Source organism: Chloroflexus sp., from assembly GCF_056331925.1.
Map to the genome: position 1 here is coordinate 63,958 of NZ_JBWGQH010000019.1, position 20,823 is coordinate 84,780.

Annotated in this window: 18 protein-coding genes; 6 read left to right on the forward strand and 12 right to left on the reverse strand. The window is 57.0% G+C overall.

The window, feature by feature from the left end:
* Positions 1-55: 55 nt before the first annotated feature.
* Entirely contained in the window at positions 56-1,105 is a 1,050-nt protein-coding gene (locus AC01ZF_RS11435; RefSeq protein WP_424675064.1) for a hydroxymethylglutaryl-CoA synthase, read from the reverse strand.
* A gap of 228 nt (positions 1,106-1,333) precedes the next feature.
* The gene (locus tag AC01ZF_RS11440; RefSeq protein WP_424675063.1) at positions 1,334-2,692 is read right to left on the reverse strand and encodes a hydroxymethylglutaryl-CoA reductase, degradative; all 1,359 of its coding nucleotides are present in this window, start codon (positions 2,690-2,692) and stop codon (positions 1,334-1,336) included.
* Between the two features lie 195 nt (positions 2,693-2,887).
* On the opposite strand from AC01ZF_RS11440, the gene AC01ZF_RS11445 reads away from it, so the two are divergent.
* A complete protein-coding gene (locus AC01ZF_RS11445; protein ID WP_424675062.1) occupies positions 2,888-3,580 on the forward strand; it encodes a hypothetical protein in 693 nt (230 codons plus the stop codon).
* Here the strand turns inward: AC01ZF_RS11445 and AC01ZF_RS11450 are convergent.
* Both AC01ZF_RS11450 and AC01ZF_RS11455 read right to left on the reverse strand, forming a co-directional pair.
* On the reverse strand, positions 3,564-5,495 hold the full coding sequence (locus AC01ZF_RS11450) for an ATP-binding protein (RefSeq protein ID WP_476575363.1): 1,932 nt from the start codon (positions 5,493-5,495) through the stop codon (positions 3,564-3,566). The two genes, AC01ZF_RS11445 and AC01ZF_RS11450, sit on opposite strands and share 17 nt — an antisense overlap.
* Positions 5,496-5,529: 34 nt before the next feature.
* Positions 5,530-6,978: an ATPase domain-containing protein gene (locus tag AC01ZF_RS11455; protein WP_424675060.1), complete on the reverse strand. Its 1,449-nt coding sequence runs from the start codon at positions 6,976-6,978 to the stop codon at positions 5,530-5,532.
* A 190-nt stretch (positions 6,979-7,168) separates the two neighbouring features.
* Here AC01ZF_RS11455 and AC01ZF_RS11460 point away from each other — a divergent pair, with 190 nt between their 5' ends.
* Complete coding sequence (locus tag AC01ZF_RS11460; RefSeq protein WP_424675059.1) at positions 7,169-8,248, forward strand: M24 family metallopeptidase; 1,080 nt, start codon at positions 7,169-7,171, stop codon at positions 8,246-8,248.
* Between the two features lie 136 nt (positions 8,249-8,384).
* Here AC01ZF_RS11460 and AC01ZF_RS11465 read toward each other — a convergent pair whose 3' ends face one another.
* The 6 genes from AC01ZF_RS11465 to AC01ZF_RS11490 form a co-directional block, all read right to left on the reverse strand.
* Positions 8,385-8,870, reverse strand: coding sequence for a peptidylprolyl isomerase (locus AC01ZF_RS11465; protein WP_424675058.1), 486 nt, complete (start codon positions 8,868-8,870; stop codon positions 8,385-8,387).
* 52 nt (positions 8,871-8,922) lie between these two features.
* The gene (locus AC01ZF_RS11470; protein ID WP_424675057.1) at positions 8,923-10,263 is read right to left on the reverse strand and encodes a vWA domain-containing protein; all 1,341 of its coding nucleotides are present in this window, start codon (positions 10,261-10,263) and stop codon (positions 8,923-8,925) included.
* A 12-nt stretch (positions 10,264-10,275) separates the two neighbouring features.
* Complete coding sequence (locus AC01ZF_RS11475; RefSeq protein ID WP_428111171.1) at positions 10,276-10,635, reverse strand: hypothetical protein; 360 nt, start codon at positions 10,633-10,635, stop codon at positions 10,276-10,278.
* Between the two features lie 19 nt (positions 10,636-10,654).
* Positions 10,655-12,631, reverse strand: a complete 1,977-nt coding sequence (locus tag AC01ZF_RS11480) for an acetyl/propionyl/methylcrotonyl-CoA carboxylase subunit alpha (RefSeq protein WP_424675055.1) — start codon at positions 12,629-12,631, stop codon at positions 10,655-10,657.
* Positions 12,613-13,611 carry a TIGR03557 family F420-dependent LLM class oxidoreductase gene (locus tag AC01ZF_RS11485; protein WP_287909145.1) on the reverse strand — a complete coding sequence of 333 codons (999 nt, stop codon included), beginning with the start codon at positions 13,609-13,611 and terminating at the stop codon, positions 12,613-12,615. The genes AC01ZF_RS11480 and AC01ZF_RS11485 overlap by 19 nt, the downstream gene beginning before the upstream one ends.
* Positions 13,612-13,687: 76 nt before the next feature.
* On the reverse strand, positions 13,688-14,404 hold the full coding sequence (locus AC01ZF_RS11490) for a sortase (RefSeq protein WP_424675054.1): 717 nt from the start codon (positions 14,402-14,404) through the stop codon (positions 13,688-13,690).
* 176 nt (positions 14,405-14,580) lie between these two features.
* On the opposite strand from AC01ZF_RS11490, the gene lipB reads away from it, so the two are divergent.
* The 4 genes from lipB to AC01ZF_RS11510 all read left to right on the forward strand — a co-directional run bounded on the left by lipB (position 14,581) and on the right by AC01ZF_RS11510 (position 18,881).
* Positions 14,581-15,246 (forward strand): lipoyl(octanoyl) transferase LipB, encoded by a 666-nt coding sequence (gene lipB, locus AC01ZF_RS11495; RefSeq protein ID WP_476575366.1) that lies wholly within the window; start codon positions 14,581-14,583, stop codon positions 15,244-15,246.
* Between the two features lie 87 nt (positions 15,247-15,333).
* Positions 15,334-16,254: a lipoyl synthase gene (lipA, locus tag AC01ZF_RS11500; RefSeq protein WP_424675053.1), complete on the forward strand. Its 921-nt coding sequence runs from the start codon at positions 15,334-15,336 to the stop codon at positions 16,252-16,254.
* A 257-nt stretch (positions 16,255-16,511) separates the two neighbouring features.
* Positions 16,512-17,924 (forward strand): dihydrolipoyl dehydrogenase, encoded by a 1,413-nt coding sequence (gene lpdA, locus AC01ZF_RS11505; RefSeq protein ID WP_424675052.1) that lies wholly within the window; start codon positions 16,512-16,514, stop codon positions 17,922-17,924.
* 465 nt (positions 17,925-18,389) lie between these two features.
* Positions 18,390-18,881 carry a hypothetical protein gene (locus AC01ZF_RS11510; RefSeq protein WP_424675051.1) on the forward strand — a complete coding sequence of 164 codons (492 nt, stop codon included), beginning with the start codon at positions 18,390-18,392 and terminating at the stop codon, positions 18,879-18,881.
* 30 nt (positions 18,882-18,911) lie between these two features.
* Here AC01ZF_RS11510 and AC01ZF_RS11515 read toward each other — a convergent pair whose 3' ends face one another.
* Together AC01ZF_RS11515 and AC01ZF_RS11520 are read right to left on the reverse strand one after the other, a co-directional pair.
* Positions 18,912-20,327, reverse strand: coding sequence for a pyridoxal phosphate-dependent decarboxylase family protein (locus tag AC01ZF_RS11515; RefSeq protein WP_476575364.1), 1,416 nt, complete (start codon positions 20,325-20,327; stop codon positions 18,912-18,914).
* 95 nt (positions 20,328-20,422) lie between these two features.
* Positions 20,423-20,823, reverse strand: a 401-nt coding sequence (locus AC01ZF_RS11520) for a transposase (protein WP_476575365.1), incomplete at its 5' end; no start/stop codon positions are given.

Below are 20,823 nucleotides of genomic sequence, written 5' to 3' on the forward strand. Positions count from 1 at the left end.
ATTGCCGGCGTAATACGCGATGTTGCATTTACGCATCAACCACCGCGAACGTTCCCTAGCCCATCACCAACTTACCGCGCCATTTCGCATACACTGCGTAATCGATCATCACCTTACGGGCGAGGTACGCTGCCGTCAATGGCGCTCGCTCGCGTCGCTCCACAATCGCTTCGGTAACGGTGAGCGCATAAGCGTCGGAACCGGCCCCACTACCGTAGCTCGTTACGAAAATGGTATCGCCCGGTTTGGCGACATCGAGAATGGCACACAGGCCGAGCAGTGCGGCGCCCGAATAGGTATTGCCGATCTGTGGGCTGAGCAATCCCGGCGCGATTTGGGCATCGGTGAAGCCAAGTCGTTTGGCAACCGTCTGTGGAAATTTCGCGTTCGGTTGATGGAAGACGGCATAGGTAAAGTCGGCAGCAGTGCGGTTGAGTTGACGTAATAATTCAGAGGCTGCCGATTGAATCTGGTGGAAGTACGCCGGCTCGCCGGTGAAGCGGTTGCCGTGTACCGGGTACGGTCGGTCGGCACGGCGGTAGAAGTCAGGGGTATCGGTGACATACGAAACGGTTGCATCGATGGTCGCCAACGCTTCGGTAGCAGGGCCAACGATCAACGCTGCTGCGCCGGCGGAAGCAGTGTATTCCAGCGCATCACCGGGACGACCCTGGGCAGTGTCGGCGCCGATCGCCAGGGCGTAGCGCTGCATCCCACTGCCGACCAGTGCCATCGCCGCGGTCAGCGCTTCGGAGCCGGCCTTACATGCGAATTCCCAGTCGGCGGCGCTCACCCATGGCCCGGCGCCGAGTGCGTCGGCTACTACCGTCCCCGATGGTTTCACGCTGTAGGGATGGCTTTCGCTCCCGATCCAGACCGCACCGAGTGCGCTAGCCGGAATGTCGGCGCGCGCCAGCGCATTACGCGCCGCTTCAATTGCCATCGTAATCGTGTCTTCATCGGGGCCGGGAACGCTCTTTGCCTCCACGGGGACGCCATTCTGACCGTCTGTCCAGATCCGAGCAATTTCGCGCGCTGCGATCCGGTAACGTGGGATGTACACGCCATAGCCGATAATGCCGGTAGGTTGGTTGGGTTTCATCATGACCAATGCTCCTAAGGTTAGAATTGGGCGCTCCAGGAGTGCAAGAAAGCAGCACCTATCCTCGCCAACACGGTGGCGAGTGGATCATGAGCGATACCGCAGGGTTAGCTTGGTTGAGCAAATAAACACCACCCCCGTGCGGCAATCGACATTGCGCGCTAGTCTGTCAACAGTGACAGTGAACGGCGGCCTGCTTCAGCAGCAAACAGGCCGCCAGAGGCAGTAAGATCAGTTGTTGGCGGGATTGCCGGTGTGTTGCCGTCCTTCGAGTTCGGCAATAATCTCTTCGGCGCGTGCTGGCTTGATATTGCGCTCGGCAACCATCCGGCGCGCGACTTCATCGACCAACGTACCGGTGGCACCGGCAGCCAGTGCAATTTGACGGGCATGCAAGCTCATATGGCCCTGCTGAATACCCTCACACGCCAATGCTCGCATTGCTGCGAGGTTATTGGCCAAGCCGGCAGCGACACACACTTCAGCCAGCTCGTTGGCGCTACGTACTCCAAGCAACTTCAACGCCGCTTGGGCCGTGGGATGCACTTTAGTTGCACCGCCGACAATACCAACCGAGAGTGGCATTTCGAGGGTGCCGACCAGATTTCCCTTCTCATCACGCTCCCAGTGCGAGAGCGAGGTGTAACGACCGTTACGGCTGGCGTAGGCATGCGCACCGGCTTCCACTGCACGCCAGTCGTTACCGGTAGCAACCAGGATCGGATCGATACCGTTCATAATGCCTTTATTGTGGGTTGCAGCCCGGTATGGGTCAACTGCTGCAAAGGCGTAGGCCCAGAGAATGCCTTCCACCACCTCCTCGCCACTGAGACCATCGCGGGCCAAGGAGGCCGCCGGTACGACGCAGCGGGCACGGGCCAACCGCCGATCGGTCAAATTCGAGAGGATGCGTAGATAGACCTTACCGCCGGTCATGTCGGCTAATAGCGGTGCTACCGCTTCGGCCATCGTGTTCACTGCGTTGGCGCCCATTGCGTCGCGGCAATCAACGATAAGGTGGACGACCAACATCGGACCCATCGGGCTGGTGGGGAAGAAGCGTACTTCAACATCGCGCGCACCGCCACCAAGCGCAACCAGCGATCGGCTCTGCGCGTTGGCCAGCGCCAAAATCTCGTCCTTGCGGGCAAGGATGGTCGCACGAGCCTGTTCGGGGTCGGTGATATTGACCAACTGCACTTGCCCGATCATTAACGGTTCGGTGCTGCTGGTCTCGAACCCACCACCATCGCGCACCATACGGGCGGCGTAGCTCGCGCCGGCGACAATTGACGGCTCTTCTACCACCATCGGTATCAAATAGTCGCGTCCGTTGATGCGGAAGTTGGTCGCAATGCCGAGAGGCAGATTATACGTGCCAACGACATTTTCGATCATTTTGTCGGCGCGCTCGAGGGTCAGAGCGCCACCCTGACCACCGTGGAGTGCACGCAGGTCTTCGTCAACTAACCCATCAAATGATTTAACCATCTGTAGGCGCTCGAATGGATTCAGTTGGTAAAAACCTTGTAGACGAGAATTCTTGGTCCCCATACGAGGACTCCTCCCTTCATCTGAGACCGTATTCATTTTCGCTATCGTTCTCACTTGGTCGGGTACTATGAAAGTGGGCTAGCACGTGGTAGCCCATCGCTTTCTACCATACCACGGCTTGCCGTAAAGTAGACTTAAAACAACTGTCAAAACCTATCATTGGCCTGTCTGACGGCTGTCATGAGCGTATTTGAAGCCCGTAACACCTGCATGTGGTACAATAAAGAGCGTATGAGCAAACATTTGTTCGCTTTCTTTGTGATCGGTCTCATCTGGGTATGCAGCGGATGCACGGCGAGGCAACGGTTGCCATTGCCGGTTGACATCACCGAACCGGCGACGCATGGCGCGCAGCAGGTCATCGCCATCTTATACCGCGATGAGCAAGGATCCCGCTTAGTCAACAGCTTGACTGTGAGCGCGGATCGTCCGCTGCCACTCGATACGCCTCCTCAGCAGGTGTGGCTCGGCGCTATCGATCCATCAGACGAAGTAGTGCTACGTACCGTCGGTAGTGTTCAGTACGGCTTCGTAGTTGCGCAAGGCAGGTGGCTATCTGCCGGCCGGTACGGACCGGGCGGAGCGTGGTCGTATGCGTTGGAATCACCACGTTTGCAAGCCTTTGAACCGGAGACGGTCGATTTGGCAGCACTGTTACGTGATAACCGTTATGAGGGCATAATCGTGCGCGTACAGGCCACCCTAATTGTCGCGAGTGGCACCAGTTTGTTGGTAGATGCGATTGGTCCCGGTGGCGTACCGGTATCGACTGCGCGCCAAATTAAGGTGTTGTACGGCGAGCGCGATGAACCGCTGCTCGAACGTTTGGAGCAGAGTGGTTTAGTGCGCTATGGTTCGGTTGAGGTAATCGGGCGGTGGCAACAGGGCCGGCTCGAACCGTTACTGATTACACCGTTACCATGAGTGCGGCACGTACTTTCTGAAGTAATTGGTTCAGGGTAAAGGGTTTGATCAACAGCGGGGCATTGGGTGGCAGTGTCCATGAGTCATCCGTCTGGGCCGAGATGAACAGGACACGTAGGTTGGGTTGTTGGGCGGCCAGATGGCGGTATAGCTCGTCACCGGTCATTCTCGGTAACATTACGTCGGCAATTAAGAGGTCGATAGGCTGCTCACGATCTACGGCGAGACTGATCCCGTGCTGCGGATCAGTAGCTTCTAATACCCGATATCCATACAAACGTAATGCACTGGTGATGAGGTAGAGTACGGACGGTTCGTCATCAACGACGAGCACCGTTTCGTGCCCGGTCAAGGCTATATCTGAGGATGGCAATGGTGATTCACCAACCGGGGTTGAATCGGTGAGTATTGGTAGGTAGATAGTAAACGTTGTCCCTTGCTGAGGCACACTTTGTACATCGATATGACCACCATATTGCTTGACGATGGCAAAGACGGTAGCTAAACCGAGGCCGGTCCCTTTTCCCTGTGGTTTCGTTGTAAAGAATGGCTCGAAAATCCGAGGTAACATCTCCGGATCAATCCCACAGCCGGTATCGTGTACCTGGAGGACGATATACTCGCCAGGAAGGAGTCTGGCTATGTGCTCTGATTGGGAAGGCGGAATTGTAACCGATGTCGTTGAGATAGTGATCATACCGTAGCCCTCGATTGCATCACGAGCGTTAATAACCAGATTAAGTAATACCTGTTCGAGTTGGCCGGGATCGATCTGGGTCAACGGCAACGTGGGCGCGAGCTGTAAATGGATGGTAATACGTTCGCCGATCAAGCGGCGCAAAATACCGACGAACTCATCAATTACCTGGTTGAGATTGACCGGTTTTGGTTCGAGTCGTTGCCGGCGGCTAAAGGCTAAAATCTGCCGCGTCAGGGCAGTAGCCCGAATACCTGCCGCCCGGATCTGGTCGAAATCGGTGTATAGCTCACTCGTCGGAGGAACGGTTACCATGCCGAGTTCGGCAAAACCAATAATCGGCACCAACAAATTGTTGAGGTCGTGCGCAATGCCACCGGTCAGTGTCCCGATTGCCTCGAGCTTTTGCGACTGAATGAGTTGTTCGGTGAGATGTTGCCGTTCCTCTTCGAGCTGCTTACGTTCGGTCAGATCAAGGTGAGCACCGAGCATATGGGTTGAGCGACCGGATTCATCGTAGATGAGGGAAGCTTGTGAGCGGATCCAACGGTAGCTCCCATCTTTATGGCGCAAGCGGAATTCGAGGGTAAAGTTCGGCCATGGCCGCTCGAGATATTGATGCAAGGTGCGGAGGCAGCGCTCACGATCATCGGGGTGGAGGCGCTCTTCCCAAACAGCGAAGGAATCGCTCAGCTCATCGGCGGCATAGCCAAGCTGTGCTTTCCATTCTGGTGAAAAGAAGACACGGTTTGTTTCCAGATCCCATTCCCACAAGCCAATTTGGGATGCGTTGACGGCCAACTGTAACCACGTTTGGGAACTCGATAGCATCGCCTGCTGAAGACGGTTCACTTCGAGCGCCAGCCGGCGTGCGCGCAAGAGGATCTCGATCCGTGCGTGCAATTCTGCTTTCTCGATTGGACTAATCACTAACTCGTCAACCGTCTGCCAGAGATGACGGGTATACAAGTGAACATCGCGCCGCGTGGTCACAAGTAAGAATGGTAGAAAGATGGGGTGGGCAGTTGCGCGACGTTCGTGGATATCGGCTTCGTACCGGTTGAGGGTGGGGCCATCGATAATACACAGTTGAAACGGTTGGTGCAAAGCTGTTTTGTCATTGCCGACGATAATCGAATAGTGGTGGCCCAACCATGTTTCTAGAAGTTGCCGGTTGGTGGAGTTGGTGAGTAACAGCAAGATCGTATCGCCGGCCATACGCACTCCTTTCAGGCGGTTTGTAGGATTACTGCTATTCTTCATCAACCCACACCGGTATCCCGCGCAAAATACCGCGTAGTTTGGTTAATGGTTTCCCGACTTTAATCCCGTAGCGCGAGATAGCAAATTCGCGGAGAGTCTTCTCAAAATCACCGAGGCGCTTTTTAAGTACGCCAATCGCTTTTCGTAGTTCACCGTCTATCTCCAAAAAGCGCAAGAAGATGATGTTGTCACCAAGATAACTGGCACCAATATCTGAAATTTCAAAATCACCGACAATACTGCTCGTCTCCATAATGAGCAATACCGTCACACCACGACTTTGTAAAAACTTACACAAAGCGTGTAAATGACTGAGCAGATCTTCCCCTTGCATGCAGAGGCGATAGCCGTTCATACTATCGATCATAATGACCGTAGCTCGGTCGTTTTCGACAACGCGGCGAACGTGTTGTGCGAACTCATCAGGGTTATATTGTAACGGCTCGATCTTTTCGATCCGCAGCATATTATTGGCCCGCATTGCCCGAACCGGGATATTGACCGACTCGCAACGCTGCATCATTATCTCGATTTCTTCCTCAAATGAGAACACAATTGATCGATCACCACGGCTAGCCGCCTCTTTCATAAACTGAAACCCGAGCGTCGTTTTGCCCACACCCGATGGACCGGAGAGAATCGTAATTGTGCCGCGTTCGATACCACCGTTGAGGAGTTCGTCAAGCTCGGGTACACCAGAGGCAAGCGGCGCAAAAGAATGCCCGGCGATCAGCGTCGTCGGGATGAGGCGGGGGAAGACTTGCAATCCGCGATTGGTAAGGCGCATCGTGTGACGACCGCTGATAAACGACGAGCCACGCATTTTAGTGACGTGAAGATAGCGACCGTATGGTGTCGTTTCGAGATTGATAATGCCATCGACGATATATTGCAGATCATCGTCGGGAAACGCAGCACTATTTTCTGCTGAAAAGAGAACCGTTGTCTGTTGTTCGGCTAGAAAGCGTAAAAACGAGATAACCTGTTTGCGAAATTGAAAAATATCAGGGGTAAGATAGCGAAACTGGGTGATCGGATCGAAAAACACGCGAGCGGGATGCAGTTGGCGGATGGTATCAACAATTTGGCGGGTCAGTGGTTCGCGTTCAACTTCAGCCGGCGAGAAGATATCGTAAGTTTCCGTTTTGGCGAAGAAATCGGATGAAGGACTGAGGTCGAGAATGTGTACCTGTGAAAGATCAATCCCGATTTGTGCGGCGTTACGTCTAATTTTGGCAGCAGATTCTTCAAGACTAATGAAGAGAGAGGTATCACCGGTTGCAGTTCCGGCCGCTAAAAAGTGTAACCCGAGGGTCGTCTTTCCGGCGCCGGGACCACCACGCACGAGGTAGGCATAGTGAGGAACTAACCCGCCACCGGTAATTTCATCAAGGCCGGGAATACCGGTCGCGATTCGGTTTGCTGCTGCGTCACTCATGAAGTTCTCCCTGATCACCGGTGATGCGATGCTGATAGTATCCTAATTAGCTACAGCAGGTGCGTCAAGATATACAAACTAGGTTACTAAACACTGACTGCAGGCGAAGCAGCAGTTGAGTGTGGGATATGCGCCGATATGGTAGCATAGCTGGGCGACGATGCGTTTGCAAAGCGGAAAGGATATTCTTATGCACGAGCGGTTACAACGGTTACGAGCAGCTCTCGCCGAGCGTGATTTACCGGCTATTTTACTCACTGCGCCGACCAGTCGACGCTATCTCAGTGGGTTTACCGGCAGTGCCGGAGCTTTGCTGATTAGTGCCGAGGCTGCCTTTTTGTTGACCGATGGCCGGTACACGGTGCGCGCGGCTGCGGAAGCGCCGGCGTTTACGCTACGCGAAGTGCGTGCTGCACTTAAGCCGATGCCGAAGTTGGTGGCTGAATTGGCGGTGGAATTGAACCTTACCCGGCTAGGGTTTGAGGCGGCCGCAATGACGGTGGCCGAGTACCAGCAGTTTGTACAGGCGTTGGGCAAGACGGTTGAACTGGTTGCAACTGAGAATATAGTGGAAGCGTTGCGGATGGTGAAAGACGCCGGCGAGATCGAGCTTCTGCGACGTGCGGCGGCGATCACCGACGCAGCATTGGCCGCCGTGTTGCCGGTGTTGACGCCGGAGATGACCGAGCGCGAGGCAGTGTGGCGGATCGAGGTGGCATTGCACGATCTCGGCGCAGATGGGCCATCGTTCCCGATTATTGTGGCGGCCGGTCGTAACAGTGCTCGTCCGCATCATGAGCCGGGCCATGATCGGTTGGGTGAGGGGCAGCCGATCATTATTGATATGGGAGCGCGACTTAACGGTTATCACGCCGATCTGACGCGCACTATTGTACTTGGTCAGCCTGATGATACGTTCCGCGCCGTCTACGCAGCGACGTTGGAGGCGCAGCAGGCGGCGATCCGTTCGTTGCGGCCCGGCTTGCCGTGGTCTGAGGCCGATGCGATTGCGCGTCAGGTGATTGAGACGGCCGGTTATGGTCGTGGGATTGCCCATAGTCTTGGCCACGGTGTGGGTTTGGCGATCCACGAGGCACCGTGGCTGCGAATAACGGCACCTGATGCACCGCCTAGCCCGCCGTTGCAGGTGGGGATGGTCACGTCGGTTGAACCGGGGATCTATTTACCGGAGTGGGGCGGGGTGCGGATCGAGGATTTGGTGTTGATTACCGACGATGGATGCGAACTGTTGTCACACGCCGCGCGATGAGGAAAACGTCGGTTTCAGGTCTACACATTTGGGTGGTCGGTGCATTCACCGCGGGGGCACCTCGGCGGGGCGTTCCTGGCATCCTGAGTACGGCGGTGGGGTTATGGCAATGCCATGCCCCTCCGCGCGGTGTGGGTTACGATAATTCGCGCACCGTTACCTTGGTCATCTTGTCGCCTTGTTGAATGGCGTAGACCACCTCCATCCCGGACACGACTCGCCCAAACACGGTATGGCGACCGTTGAGGTGTGGCTGAGGGGTATGGGTGATAAAAAATTGGCTACCGTTGGTGTTGGGGCCGGCGTTTGCCATCGAGATGACACCGGCTTCGTGAGTGAGTGGGTTTCCTTTCACCTCATCGGGAAAACGATAGCCAGGACCGCCACTGCCACGACCGGTCGGGTCGCCGCCTTGGATGACGAAATCCTTGATCACGCGGTGAAAGGTGAGACCATCGTAAAAACCTTCGCGGGTGAGGAAGACGAAATTGTTGACGGTCATTGGTGCATGTTGTGGGTAGAGGTCGAGTTCAATCGTCCCGCGCGTTGTCTCCATCGTCACGCGATAGGTCTTGGTCGGGTCGATCCGCATTGAGGGCGGGCTATTCCACTGTTTAGCCACAGATGTACTCCTTGTATGCTACCAACAGCGAATGATTGAGGGTATTGTACCATCAATCAGCCGCTTCTCCGAGTCTGCGAGTAGCGTAGGTTAACATTTTAGTTGTCAAGTTGGGAAGTGGTGTTTGCACAGAAGTACTAGCTTCATTCAGAGCTAGCGTAGCTAGTTCAGTTTCTCCAAGGCGACGGAGATGGGCCGCAAGCCGGTGGAGCAGAACAGCAGCAGTTTCGTAGTCGCCTTGCTGGCGGGCGAGGGTGGCGCGCTGGTGGAGGTGGGCAATGGTAGCGTGGGTAATCAATGGTAATAGTGGCGGTGGCGGATTCGTGGCGCGTGGATCATAATGTGCGATGAGGTCATGGTGTTGTTCGTGTTGTCCACTCCTCAGTCGCAGGCGGGCTAGCCGGCGTTGGCTACCCCCAGTACCGGGTGCGACGAGAAATTCGCAGAGCAAGCGCACCGAGTCGCCACGGCGCAGATCGCCGAGGTGTAGGGTCAGGCGCCGTCCGTGTTCGGTGCTTACCGGCGTAAGCACACTTAAGGTTGGGGAGAGGCGGGTGATCCGGCGTAGTGTCACCGTCTGCGGTAACGTCATGTGCAGACTCAGCGCGTGGATAGTGGTCTGGCGCGCATGCTCCAACTCGGCGGAGATAATCGTCGGAATATGACCGGCCTCTTGGCCAAAGCTGGCACGACCACCACTAAGATCGGCAATCTGCGTGAGGAGCGTTTCTTCAAATGTACTGCCAAGCCCGATCGTGCTGATCGTAATACCGTGGGTTGCTGCTTCGCGGGCTAGTGTGGTACACATGGTGGTATCCGTCGTGAAGCCATCGGTAAGTAACACCACCCGTCGTACTGCCGGTTCATCGGTGACCACAAACTGGGCTAGTGCTAGTTGCAACCCTTGGGCCAGATTGGTGCTCTCGCCGAGCCGTAGCACGGGCAAGCGAGCAATCGCTCCGATCAAGTCGGTGCGTCGGTGGCCGGGTGTGCTTGGTGCGAGGACGAGCGCATCGCTAGCGCAGGCGATGAGTGCCATCCGGTCATCAGGAGCGAGTCGTTCAACAACACTGTGTAATGCACGCACGGTATAGTCAATCGGACTAGGAAATTGACTGCGTGCCTCACAGCTTAGGGGATTTGCCAATTGCCAAACCGGTACTCCATCGACCAAGACCTCGTGAGCGCCGCCGTTACGCACCAACTCGCGAAACTGGTGTTCGTTGACAATGGGGATGCGCATCGAGCGACTAGCATCGGCGACCAACACAAGGTGTAGCGGCAGTGTGTGGTCGCCTTCAGCGGTAATCACCAGGTGAACATACGTCACCTGGGGCTGGGTCAGAGGTGGTAATTGCAACGGTTGCGGATCACACTGCACACGCAACAGCATAAGGGGTCATCCTTAGTTACATTGTGCCGGCAGTGGTGGGTCGCTGAAGATTAATTCGAGCACTGAACCGTTGTTATACGTCGTTACACGGCGTGTCCGAGTAATAGAAAGCAATTCATTTGAACCGGCAACACGAATACACGAGTCGACACTCGTGGTTTCGACGGTTTCACGAATACCACCGCGTGGAATACCGATGATAAACTCTTGTACGATAGTCAATTTAGTCGGTTGGAGGAAGCTAAGACCAAGCAGGCTTACAGCGAGCATTGCCAATATGAAGAGCCAGAGATTACAACCGATCGATCGACGTTTGGCCGGTTTCGATGGCGTAGTTGATTGAGCTGGTGGTTTCTTCGGTGCGGCTGACATACGGCTTACCTATGATGGATCAATCCGGCTGCTCATTGGCCGGCAGCGGTTCGAGATCGACGAGGTGAGCACCGGCGGCAACACTTGCGCCAGTCTGATACGGCAAGCGGCGGACAATGCCGGCGTAGGGTGCGACAATGGTATGTTCCATTTTCATCGCTTCGAGAACGAGGATGGGTTGCCCCTCGCCCACCTGTTGGCCGACGGCAACGTATAGCCGCACGATGGTACCCGGCATCGGAGCATTAAAACTCGCGGCATGTTGGTCGGTGGTGCGAATAACCGTGTCGGCGGTAAGCGGGGCCGGTCGTTGCACATGATACGCTTCGCCACGCCAACCGATCAGCCAACCGTCGTTGGCTCGTGCAAAGAAGAATTGTCTCCGCTGACCATCAATATCAAGAGCCAATTCGTAATCGCCACGCCGCACCAACGTCACATGGAAATGCCAATGATCATCGCCTGCTACATGCCACCCAACGGTCTGCGGCGTCACTCGTAGCCGGTGTTCGCCGTGCGCAGTGAATGTCAGCGGAATGGTATCACCGCCGAGTCGCCAGACTGCGGCCAGCGGATCACGGGCCGGTGGCTCGGCAGTGACGGTGAGGATGGCCGTGGCGATCAAGACCTCACGCGGGGGCGGTCCGGATGGCGGCACGATCCCTTCGTGTTCGGACAGGAAGCCGGTATGAGTCGCGCCATCGGCGAACGCGGGATGCTCGGCAATTGCTTGCAAGAGTGGGAGATTGGTGGTCGGACCGAGTACAGCCATCTCGCGTAACGCACGGCGTAAGCGTGCTACGGCTTGGTGCCGGTCGGCGCCGGACACAATAATCTTAGCCAGCAACGGATCGTAATGCACCATCACCTCATCACCGCTGGTCAGACCGGCATCAACGCGCACGCCCGGCCCTTGAGGCGGGACAAACAGCGCCACTTTACCGACTGCCGGCAAAAAGGTGCGGGGGTCTTCGGCGTACAAGCGTACTTCGATGGCGTGGCCGCGCACACTAATATCTTCTTGGCGGAAGGGGAGGTGCTCGCCGGCGGCAATCGCAATCTGCAAGTGAACGAGATCGTAGCCGCAGACAAGCTCGGTTACGGGATGTTCCACTTGTAGCCGGGTATTCATTTCCAAAAAGTAGAACTCGCCGTTTGGCGCCAGAATAAACTCAACCGTACCGGCATTGATATAACCGGCAGCGCGAGCGATGGCAACGGCAGCATTGCCCATCGCAGCCCGGAGTGCTGGGGTCAGGGCAGGAGAGGGTGCCTCTTCAACGACCTTCTGATGACGGCGCTGAATTGAACAATCACGTTCACCGAGATGCACGACATTACCGTAGCGGTCGGCCAAGACTTGAATCTCGACGTGGCGTGGTCGCAGGACAAGCCGTTCAATGATCAGGCGGTCGTCGCCGAAAGCCGCCCGTGCCTCACGGCGGGCGCCTTCAATAGCCGCCGGCACATCGGCGAGATCGCCAACCGAGCGCATTCCTTTGCCACCACCACCGGCACTTGCTTTGATCAACAGCGGCGGTCCGATCCGTCGTGCCTCGGCAATCAGGCGTTCGTCACTCTGATCTTCACCGTCATATCCGGGCACAACCGGCACACCGGCAGCCTGGGCCAACGCGCGTGCTTCAGCTTTTCCCCCCATCGCGGCGATGGCGTGCGGGGGTGGCCCGATAAAGGTGATCCCTGCTGCGGCACACTGTTCGGCCAACTTCACACTTTCACTCAAAAAGCCATAGCCGGGGTGGATGGCCTCCGCCTTGAGTTTCACTGCAGCCTCAACGATCGCTTCGGCGCGGAGATAGCTTTGGGCGGCGGGTGGTGGTCCGATCAACACCGCAGCATCGGCCATGCGCACGTGGAGCGCCTGGGCATCGGCTTCGGAATACACCACAACCGGGCTAATCCCTAATTCGCGGCAAGCGCGAATGATCCGCACGGCAATCTCGCCGCGATTTGCGATCAAGATGCGGTTGAACATGGGCGTAGTTTAGGCAAGACAGCTTCGCCGAAAGCTTTAATCCATTCAACCTGATTACGTCCAACATTATGAATATAAATCTCGTCAAAACCGAGATCGATAAATTGCTGGATATGCGCGCGGTGCTGATCGAGATCGGACGAAATCAACACTCGTCCACGAAAATCTTCGGGCCGCACCAGTTTCGCCATCGCGGCGAAGTCTTCCGGTGAGCGAATGTCCTGCTTGGGGAAGTTCATCCCACCGTTTGGCCATTGGGTCAGTGCATTCTGCAACGCCTCTTCGTCAGTCGGTGCCCACGAGACGTGCAACTGTAACAATTTTGGCATGCTGTTGGGGTCTTTACCGGCTTCACGAGCGCCGGCGGCGAAATCGGCCAGAATGCGGCGCAACTTTTCAGGAGCAGCGCCCGGTGTGATCAACCCGTCGCACGTCTTACCGGCCCAGCGCAGGGTTTGTGGGCCGGTTGCGGCGATATAAATCGGTACCGGTTGTTCGGGGAGAGTCCACAACCGGACCTTATTCATCTGAAAATAGCGTCCGCGGTAGCGAGTTTCTTTACCGCTGAGCAACTTCTGAATAATCTCAGTCGCCTCTTGCAGCATTTCAAACCGGACCAGCGGTTCGGGCCACACACCGCCGACCACATTTTCATTCAATAATTCCCCACTCCCTAACCCTAGCCAAAACCGACCGGGGAACATTGCACCAAGGGTTGCGGCGGCTTGGGCAATGACGGCGGGGTGGGTACGGAATGACGGACAGGTAACACCCGGCCCAAAGCGGTGGTTGGTGACAACGCCCAATGCTCCCATCCAACTGTAGACAAAGGCATTGTGCCCCTGGGCCGGTACCCACGGTTGGAAATGGTCGGCAGCCATCACACCGCGGAAACCGTATTGTTCGGCGAGCCGGCAATGTTCGAGCAGTTCGTTTGGGTGAAACTGTTCTAAGGCTGCTGATATGCCAATTGTTGCCACGGGTTAAACCTTCTGCATTTCAAGTGAGGTCTATCGCATAGTATACCACGGTCGTGTTTGTCCTTCGGCAGTTGGTTTACGGAGCGGGCGTTGCGATGGTAATGAGACGGTGGGTCAGTTCGACATTACCATCAACGATGACGCGGTCGCCAATGCACGACACCAACGTCAGGCGTTCGTCGTTGGTGGGGAGAATGTAAGCGACTTGATCGGGGGTAACCCGCTCTTTGCGGGTGACCACATAGCGGAAGACGCTGCCGTCGGCGCTGTAGAGGAAGATTTCGCTGCCAATTGCCAACCGTTCGATCTCGGCGAAGGGAGCTGGAACGTGAGGCGCCTTGTGGAAGCGCAAGACATGTCCCCAGAGCACAATGTTCTCGCCTTGCCCCGGTTTGGCGCTGTAGATGTACCAACCGACTTCGTGATCGAGCACAACCGGTATATTGTTAGCATCAAGCCCGACAGGGAAGAGCTGGCGGTCGAGATTAATGGCCGGAATAACGAGCCGTACCGGCGTCCGATCGCCGGTAGGGCGTGGTGTTGGCGCCAGCGTTGCGGTTGGTAATAAGGTTGGTGTGGGGGTGGTGGTAGGGGTGGCAGTTGGTGTTGATGTTGGCGCAACGTTTGCGGTTGGCAACGCAGTTGGAGTTACGGTTGGTGTCGCGGTCGGTATGACAATAGCAGTGGCGCTTGTGGTAGACGACGGCACAGCTAACGCCGCGGCATCGGTAGCTGTGCTGCATGCGCTGAGCAGGTTGCCGGCCAGTAGGATCAGCAGAAATATTCGCGTCACAGATCACCTCAATTCAGTCAATCGTCTCTCTGGTAGCCTACCACACGTTCATCTGGCGTATGGCAGTTTGGTGTGCAGCAGTCCATCAGTTTGGTATTTACTGCCGCAGTTCAAATATAGATGGTGTACTATACTTCAAGCAGAGGTATCGCTATATCTTCGCGTTTACAACGATGATGCGCACGTTGACCGTCTACCATCTAGGCCACATAGATTACACCAGCGCGTGGGAGATGCAGCGCCGGTTGGCCCGCCAACGATCGAGCGGCCAGATCGGCGATACCATCCTGCTGCTCGAACATCCACCGACGATCACATTGGGTAACAAAGCCCGCCCCGAACACATTGTAGCGACGCCGGCTGAGCTAGCTGCGCGTGGGGTCGTTGTTGTCCAGAGCGATCGTGGTGGTGAAGTGACGTACCACGCGCCAGGCCAACTCGTTGCCTATCCGATCTTCAAACTCTCGCAGCACGGGAGCGATGTTGGGCGTTATGTGCGCGGGTTGGAAGAGAGTGTGATTCGCGTGTTAGCCGGTTATGGCCTCACCGGTGAGCGCGTCAATGGATTAACCGGTGTGTGGGTGCGGGGTGGCGCAGCCAAAATTTGTGCGATTGGTGTGAAGCTGAGCGCGAGTGGCGTCACAACCCACGGCTTAGCCTTGAATGTTGATCCTGACTTGAGTGGGTTTGAACTGATTGTGCCCTGTGGAATCAGTGATCGTAGTGTAACGTCGTTGGCGGTAGAACTCGGTAAAGCGCCGCCGATGGCCGAGGTAGCCGACCGATTAATCGCCTCCCTATGTGCGATTTTTGATCTGCGACCGGTGAACGCTTTGTCGTAGCGATCGATTATGCAGTACAATATAGCAGTTAACCTAGCGTGACATTGATTGCCTATTTATGGCGATCACTGGAAGGCGAGAGTGCCAATGTCAGAATTAATTCCGCTGAGTGAAGTAGGTGTGGTGAACCCCACCTCGGCCACGACCAACCGGCCCCGCCGACCCGAATGGCTGAAGGCGCGTGCGCCCGGTGGTGTGAACTATCACGATGTGCTGCGCCTTATGCGCGAGAAGAACCTGCATACGGTATGCGAAGAAGCGCGTTGTCCTAATATTGGTGAATGCTGGAACCATCGCACCGCTACCTTTTTGCTTCTTGGCGACATCTGTACGCGCGGTTGCCGCTACTGTGCGATTGGAAAAGGTAAACCCAAGCCGATTGATGAGGAAGAACCGGAGCGGGTCGCCGAGTCGGTGGCCCATCTGAAGCTGAAGTTTGCCGTGCTCACGTCGGTCAATCGCGATGATGTGCCCGATGGCGGCGCGCATATCTTCGCCCGCACGATTAAGCTGATCCGGCAAAAAGTGCCCGATTGCAAGGTTGAGGTGCTCATCCCTGATTTCGACGGCAATTGGGACGCGCTAGCGATGGTGTTAGACGCTGAGCCGGATGTGCTCAACCACAATATCGAGACGGTGCCGCGGCTGTTTCGCCGTTTCCGCCCGCGGGCCAAGTTTGAGCAGAGCATCGAACTCTTGGCGCGGGCGCGCGCTGCTCGTCCGCATTTGGTCACGAAGAGTGGGATGATGGTCGGCGCCGGTGAGACGAACGAAGAGGTGTACGAGGTGATCAACCGGCTGCGTGAAGCCGATGTCAATGTGTTGACGATTGGCCAGTATCTTGCGCCTGATGCGAGCTATTGGCCGGTGCATCGCTACGTCACTCCCGCCGAGTTTGCCGAGTTCCGTGCTTACGCGCTGGCGCGTGGCTTCCGTCACGTCGAGAGCGGCCCGCTAGTGCGCTCAAGCTACAATGCCCATTTGCATGTCGGTGCAGCCCAGCATTGAGGTAGAAAATGGCCGGTGGACGCCTGACTAGAGGTCTTGCATCTTACATCGTGATTGTAGGGATGTGACATCGTTGCATTTAGCTCGTAGTTATACGCCATGGTGTGCTGTAATCTATAATATACCGTCGGTATATATAGGTCATATCCCAAACTCATCGTAACACTTTGCGCCTTTGCGTTAGCGCCTCTACGTTAAGATGTCAGCGGCGCGAGACGGATTCGCGCCGCCGTTGCCAGAAACGAAAGGATTTTTCCGTGAGTGAGCAAGTGTACGATCTGGTCGTGCTAGGATCAGGGCCGGGCGGCTATGTTGCTGCCATTCGCGCTGCCCAACTCGGTATGAAGACGGCGATTGTCGAGGTCAATGCGCTCGGTGGCGTGTGTCTGAATATCGGCTGCATCCCAACCAAAGCGTTGCTCCATAGCGCCGATCTGCTCGAAGAAGTGAAAGAGGCAAAACGCTTCGGGATTACCGTAGAAAACGTGGTCTTCGAGCTGGCCGGTGCGATGAAACACAAAGACGCGGTTGTCAAGCAGAGCACCGACGGCGTCGCCTTCTTGATGAAGAAGAACAAGATCGAGGTGGTTGCCGGACGTGGTCGCTTGATCGGTCGTGGTCAAGTGCATGTGCAGTTGAATGAAGGTGGCGAGCGAGTGCTTGCCGCCAAGTACATCATCGTCGCCACCGGTGGTCGCCCGCGGCCCTTCCCCGGCGTGCCGTTTGACGGCGAGCGCGTGCTCTCTTCGACCGATATGCTCAACCTGAAGTCGGTACCGGCGAGTTTTCTCGCGATTGGCGCCGGTGCGATTGGGGTTGAGTTTGCCTCAATGTTCCGTTCGTTTGGCAGCGAAGTGACGATTGTCGAGGCCTTGCCGCGCATCGTTCCCAACGAAGACGAAGAGGTCAGCGCCGAGTTAACCAAAGCCTTCCAGCGCCGTGGGATTAAGACGCTGGCCGGCGCCAAGGTCGAGAGCATTGATGTTGGTGGCGAGCAGGTGGTGGTAACGGTGCTCGATAGCGCCGGCAAACCGCAGCAGATTGCCGTCGAGAAGCTTCTCGTCTCGATCGGTATCGCTCCCAACACCGAGAACATCGGTCTCGAAGAGGTAGGGGTCAAGGTCAATAGCCGCGGCTTCATCGCGACCGACGGCTTCCTGCGCACCAGCGCTGAGGGGGTCTACGCAATCGGCGACTGCACTGCCAACACGCCATGGCTGGCGCACAAGGCCAGCGCCGAAGGCATTCTGGCCGTCGAGCATATGGCCGGCCATCACGTCACCCCGCTCGATTACGGTAAGATTGCTGCTTGCACCTACTGTAATCCCGAAATCGCCAGCGTCGGCCTGACTGAAGTCAAAGCCCGCGAACGCGGCTATCAGGTGAAAGTAGGGAAGTTCCCCTTCTCGGCCAACGGTAAGGCCCGTGTGTTGGGGCAGACCCGCTTTGGCTTTGTGAAGTTAGTGGCCGATGCCCAATATGGTGAAATCCTGGGCGTTCACATGATCGGCCCGCGGGTGACCGAGATGATTGCCGAAGGCGGGATTGCCCTCAGTCACGAGGCGACCGGTGAGAGTATGATGCAGACCATCCATGCCCACCCGACGCTCTACGAAGCGATCGGTGAGGCAGCGCATGCCTTAGTGCATGGCGCGCCGATCCATTTGTAGGGTGTCGTTGATCGCAGCGAGCGCCGAGGACACAGCGCGCTTAGCCGCACTAAGTGCCCGGCGCTCGTTTGCGTGTGGCATGGTTTGTCCTGTCCTTGCTGTCATTACGGGGGTACTGCCCATCTGTCATTGCGAGGGCGCGTAGCGCCCGAAGCAATCCCCCACTTCAGCGGAAGGCATGCCTGAATGGGTGCAACCCGTGCGCGAAGGAGATGGCTTCGCCGCGCTCCGCTCGGCTCGCAATGATAAGGGGAGATCGGGCGTAGCCCATCTGTCATTGCGAGGGCGCGCAGCGCCCGAAGCAATCCCCCATTTCAGCGCTAATAGTCAATAGATCTTAAGCACGTGTTAACCCCTCTCGCCCCAATCGCATGCTCGGCCTCATATCGCATTGCGGTATCATGACCGGCGGCAGGCTCACTGCCGCCAGTCTCGTTCTCTTGCCCAAAACTAGAATGACGTTGTATGCGCCAACGAATGTTCTTGCTAACGCTTATCGTGATCCTCGCCGGCTGCGGCCAGTCCTTCATTCCCGAACCAACGCTGGCCCCTGCCGGTGCGCCGGTGCAAGTGCAATACCTACTCCCACCTACCTTTGCCGATGAATACGATGTCTTGCCCGAACCAGCGCCGGTGGCCGATGAGCAAGGCTTTCTGGTCGCTATCCGTCCGCGCGGCGGCACAGTGACCATCACCATCGGCGGCGGCGCGCCGGCCCGCACCGTGTGGGAGCAGAACCAGCCGGTGGCGGGGAGTGATCGGGTGAAGCCCTATCTGTTGCGCGGTGCGCGTGGGGTGAAGGTGATCGACCCCGGCCTGGTGACCATGGCGTGGGTGGCCGATGGGGTACCCTATTTCGTCTCGGTGACAACCATAGACGACAAGACAGTCGAGGTCTTCACCAATGCGCTGGCCGTCTACGATCTGAACGCGTGGCGGAGCCGGGTCGGGAAATAGCAAGACAGGGAGTGGCAAACGTGCCACTCCCTACTCCTTCTCTGCTGCGGCTTGCATCAGTTCCCACAGCACAGCCACATCGGTGTGCTCGGTTAGCTCGGCGCCAATGCTGATGCGCACCATCCAGCGTCCATCGAGGATCGCAGGGGTCAGGTATGCCGCACCGCTGGCATTAATCGCGCCGACCCAGCGCAGGGTATGGCGGTCGAGATCTTCACCACTCAGGCCCGGCGGTTCATGGCGGACGCAGACCGTCTGTAACGATACCGGCGCTAATCGACGCCATTCAGGCGCTGCATCAACCTGCGTGGCTAGCCAGTGAGCGTTCGCAATGTCGCGACGAAGCCGAGCGCGCAACCCCTCGGCCCCTTCGCAGCGCAGCAGAAAGTAGAGCTTGAGCGCGCGGAAGCGCCGGCCCAACGGGATGCCCCAGTCGCGATAGTTGGTGACAGCGCCGTCGGCGCTGGTTTGCAGATAGCTAGGGTTGGTTGACATCACTCTGATAAGATGCTGCGGATCGCGCACGTAGTAGAGTGAGCAATCGAAAGCGGCTCCCAGCCATTTGTGCGGATTGAGGACGAGGCTATCGGCCTGCTCGATCCCCTGCCAGAGATAGCGACATTCGGGTAAGATCATCGCCGAGCCGGCCATTGCTGCATCAACGTGGAGCCAAATCCCCTCACGCCGGCACACTTCGCCAATCGGTTCGAGTGGATCGCAGGCGGTGGTAGCCGTTGCGCCGATACTGGCCACCACTGCGCACGGCACGCGACCGGCGGCGCGGTCGGCGGCGATAGCATCGGTGAGGGCGTCCATGCGCAGGGCGAAGGTGTCGTCAACCGGCAACAGGCGGAGGTTGTCGCGGCCAAAACCGGCCAAGAGCGCTGCTTTCTCGACCGAGCTATGGCTTTGGGTTGAGGTATAGACAACGAGCGGAGAGGAGAGGGATTGCAATCCACCACGCACTTGGGCATGGTCAGAGGAACGCTCGCGGGCACAGAGCAACGCCACCAGCGTACTGGTGCTCGCCGTATCCTGGATCACCCCGCGCCACGCCTCGCTCAACCCCAACAACTGCCGCATCCAATCGGTCGTCAGCTCTTCCAACTCAGTGAGAGGCGGGCTAGCCTGCCAATTCAAACCCAATTGACCGAGACCACCACTGAGAAAATCACCCAACAGTGAAGCGAGGCTCGCGTTGGCCGGAAAATAGCCGAAAAAACGGGGATGTTGCCAGTTTGATAAACCGGGGATGATCAGACGTTCCACATCGGCAAGGATCGCTTCTGGTGGTTCCGGCTGTTCCGGTGGAGTGGCCGGCAACTGACTGCGAAACTCGCCAGGACGTAACTGAGACCAAACTGGACGGCTGGCGATGGTGGCGCGATAATCGGCGATCAGGTCGATAATCTGGTAGCCAATACGGCGGAATTCGTCAGGATGCATAATCGTCTGCTCACAAGAACGTACACAAAAGCGAATACGATACCATTCCCAATAATGACTAGCCGGTTGCCGGAGTGCTTTGCCTTGAAGTCATCTCATAAAAGATGCCTGAGCAAGATGATCATACAGCCGAGTTGCACAAAGCCAAGGAAGTTCTCCCCATGACGTTCATAGCGCAAGACCGGCCGCCGGAAATAGCCCAACCAAGCAAACAAGCGCTCAATCTTCCAACGCCTCGTGGAGCGCCGCAGGTTGCGCCCATCCGGTGTCTTCGGTCGTCGCCGGTTGCGACGATGCGGAGCAATCATCTCGATGCCCTGCTCTGCCAAACGCCTGTCCAACCGGTCACGGTCATCAGCACAGTCTCCCAGCAACCTTCGCGGCAGGTCTGAGGCACACGATGCCTCCAGCGTCGTTTCGACCAAGGTCACTTCATGCGGGCGAGCACGGGTGATGGATATGGAGAGAGGACGACCGGCGCCGTCTGCCATTGCTA

What these genes read in the sequence shown, in the direction of transcription:
- AC01ZF_RS11435 (WP_424675064.1), bottom strand. Translation starts at nt 1,105, where the DNA reads ATGATGAAACCCAACCAACCTACCGGCATTATCGGCTATGGCGTGTAC.
- AC01ZF_RS11440 (WP_424675063.1), bottom strand. Translation starts at nt 2,692, where the DNA reads ATGAATACGGTCTCAGATGAAGGGAGGAGTCCTCGTATGGGGACCAAG.
- AC01ZF_RS11445 (WP_424675062.1), top strand. Translation starts at nt 2,888, where the DNA reads ATGAGCAAACATTTGTTCGCTTTCTTTGTGATCGGTCTCATCTGGGTA.
- AC01ZF_RS11450 (WP_476575363.1), bottom strand. Translation starts at nt 5,495, where the DNA reads ATGGCCGGCGATACGATCTTGCTGTTACTCACCAACTCCACCAACCGG.
- AC01ZF_RS11455 (WP_424675060.1), bottom strand. Translation starts at nt 6,978, where the DNA reads ATGAGTGACGCAGCAGCAAACCGAATCGCGACCGGTATTCCCGGCCTT.
- AC01ZF_RS11460 (WP_424675059.1), top strand. Translation starts at nt 7,169, where the DNA reads ATGCACGAGCGGTTACAACGGTTACGAGCAGCTCTCGCCGAGCGTGAT.
- AC01ZF_RS11470 (WP_424675057.1), bottom strand. Translation starts at nt 10,263, where the DNA reads ATGCTGTTGCGTGTGCAGTGTGATCCGCAACCGTTGCAATTACCACCT.
- AC01ZF_RS11475 (WP_428111171.1), bottom strand. Translation starts at nt 10,635, where the DNA reads ATGTCAGCCGCACCGAAGAAACCACCAGCTCAATCAACTACGCCATCG.
- AC01ZF_RS11480 (WP_424675055.1), bottom strand. Translation starts at nt 12,631, where the DNA reads ATGTTCAACCGCATCTTGATCGCAAATCGCGGCGAGATTGCCGTGCGG.
- lipB (WP_476575366.1), top strand. Translation starts at nt 14,581, where the DNA reads ATGCGCACGTTGACCGTCTACCATCTAGGCCACATAGATTACACCAGC.
- lipA (WP_424675053.1), top strand. Translation starts at nt 15,334, where the DNA reads ATGTCAGAATTAATTCCGCTGAGTGAAGTAGGTGTGGTGAACCCCACC.
- AC01ZF_RS11510 (WP_424675051.1), top strand. Translation starts at nt 18,390, where the DNA reads ATGCGCCAACGAATGTTCTTGCTAACGCTTATCGTGATCCTCGCCGGC.
- AC01ZF_RS11515 (WP_476575364.1), bottom strand. Translation starts at nt 20,327, where the DNA reads ATGCATCCTGACGAATTCCGCCGTATTGGCTACCAGATTATCGACCTG.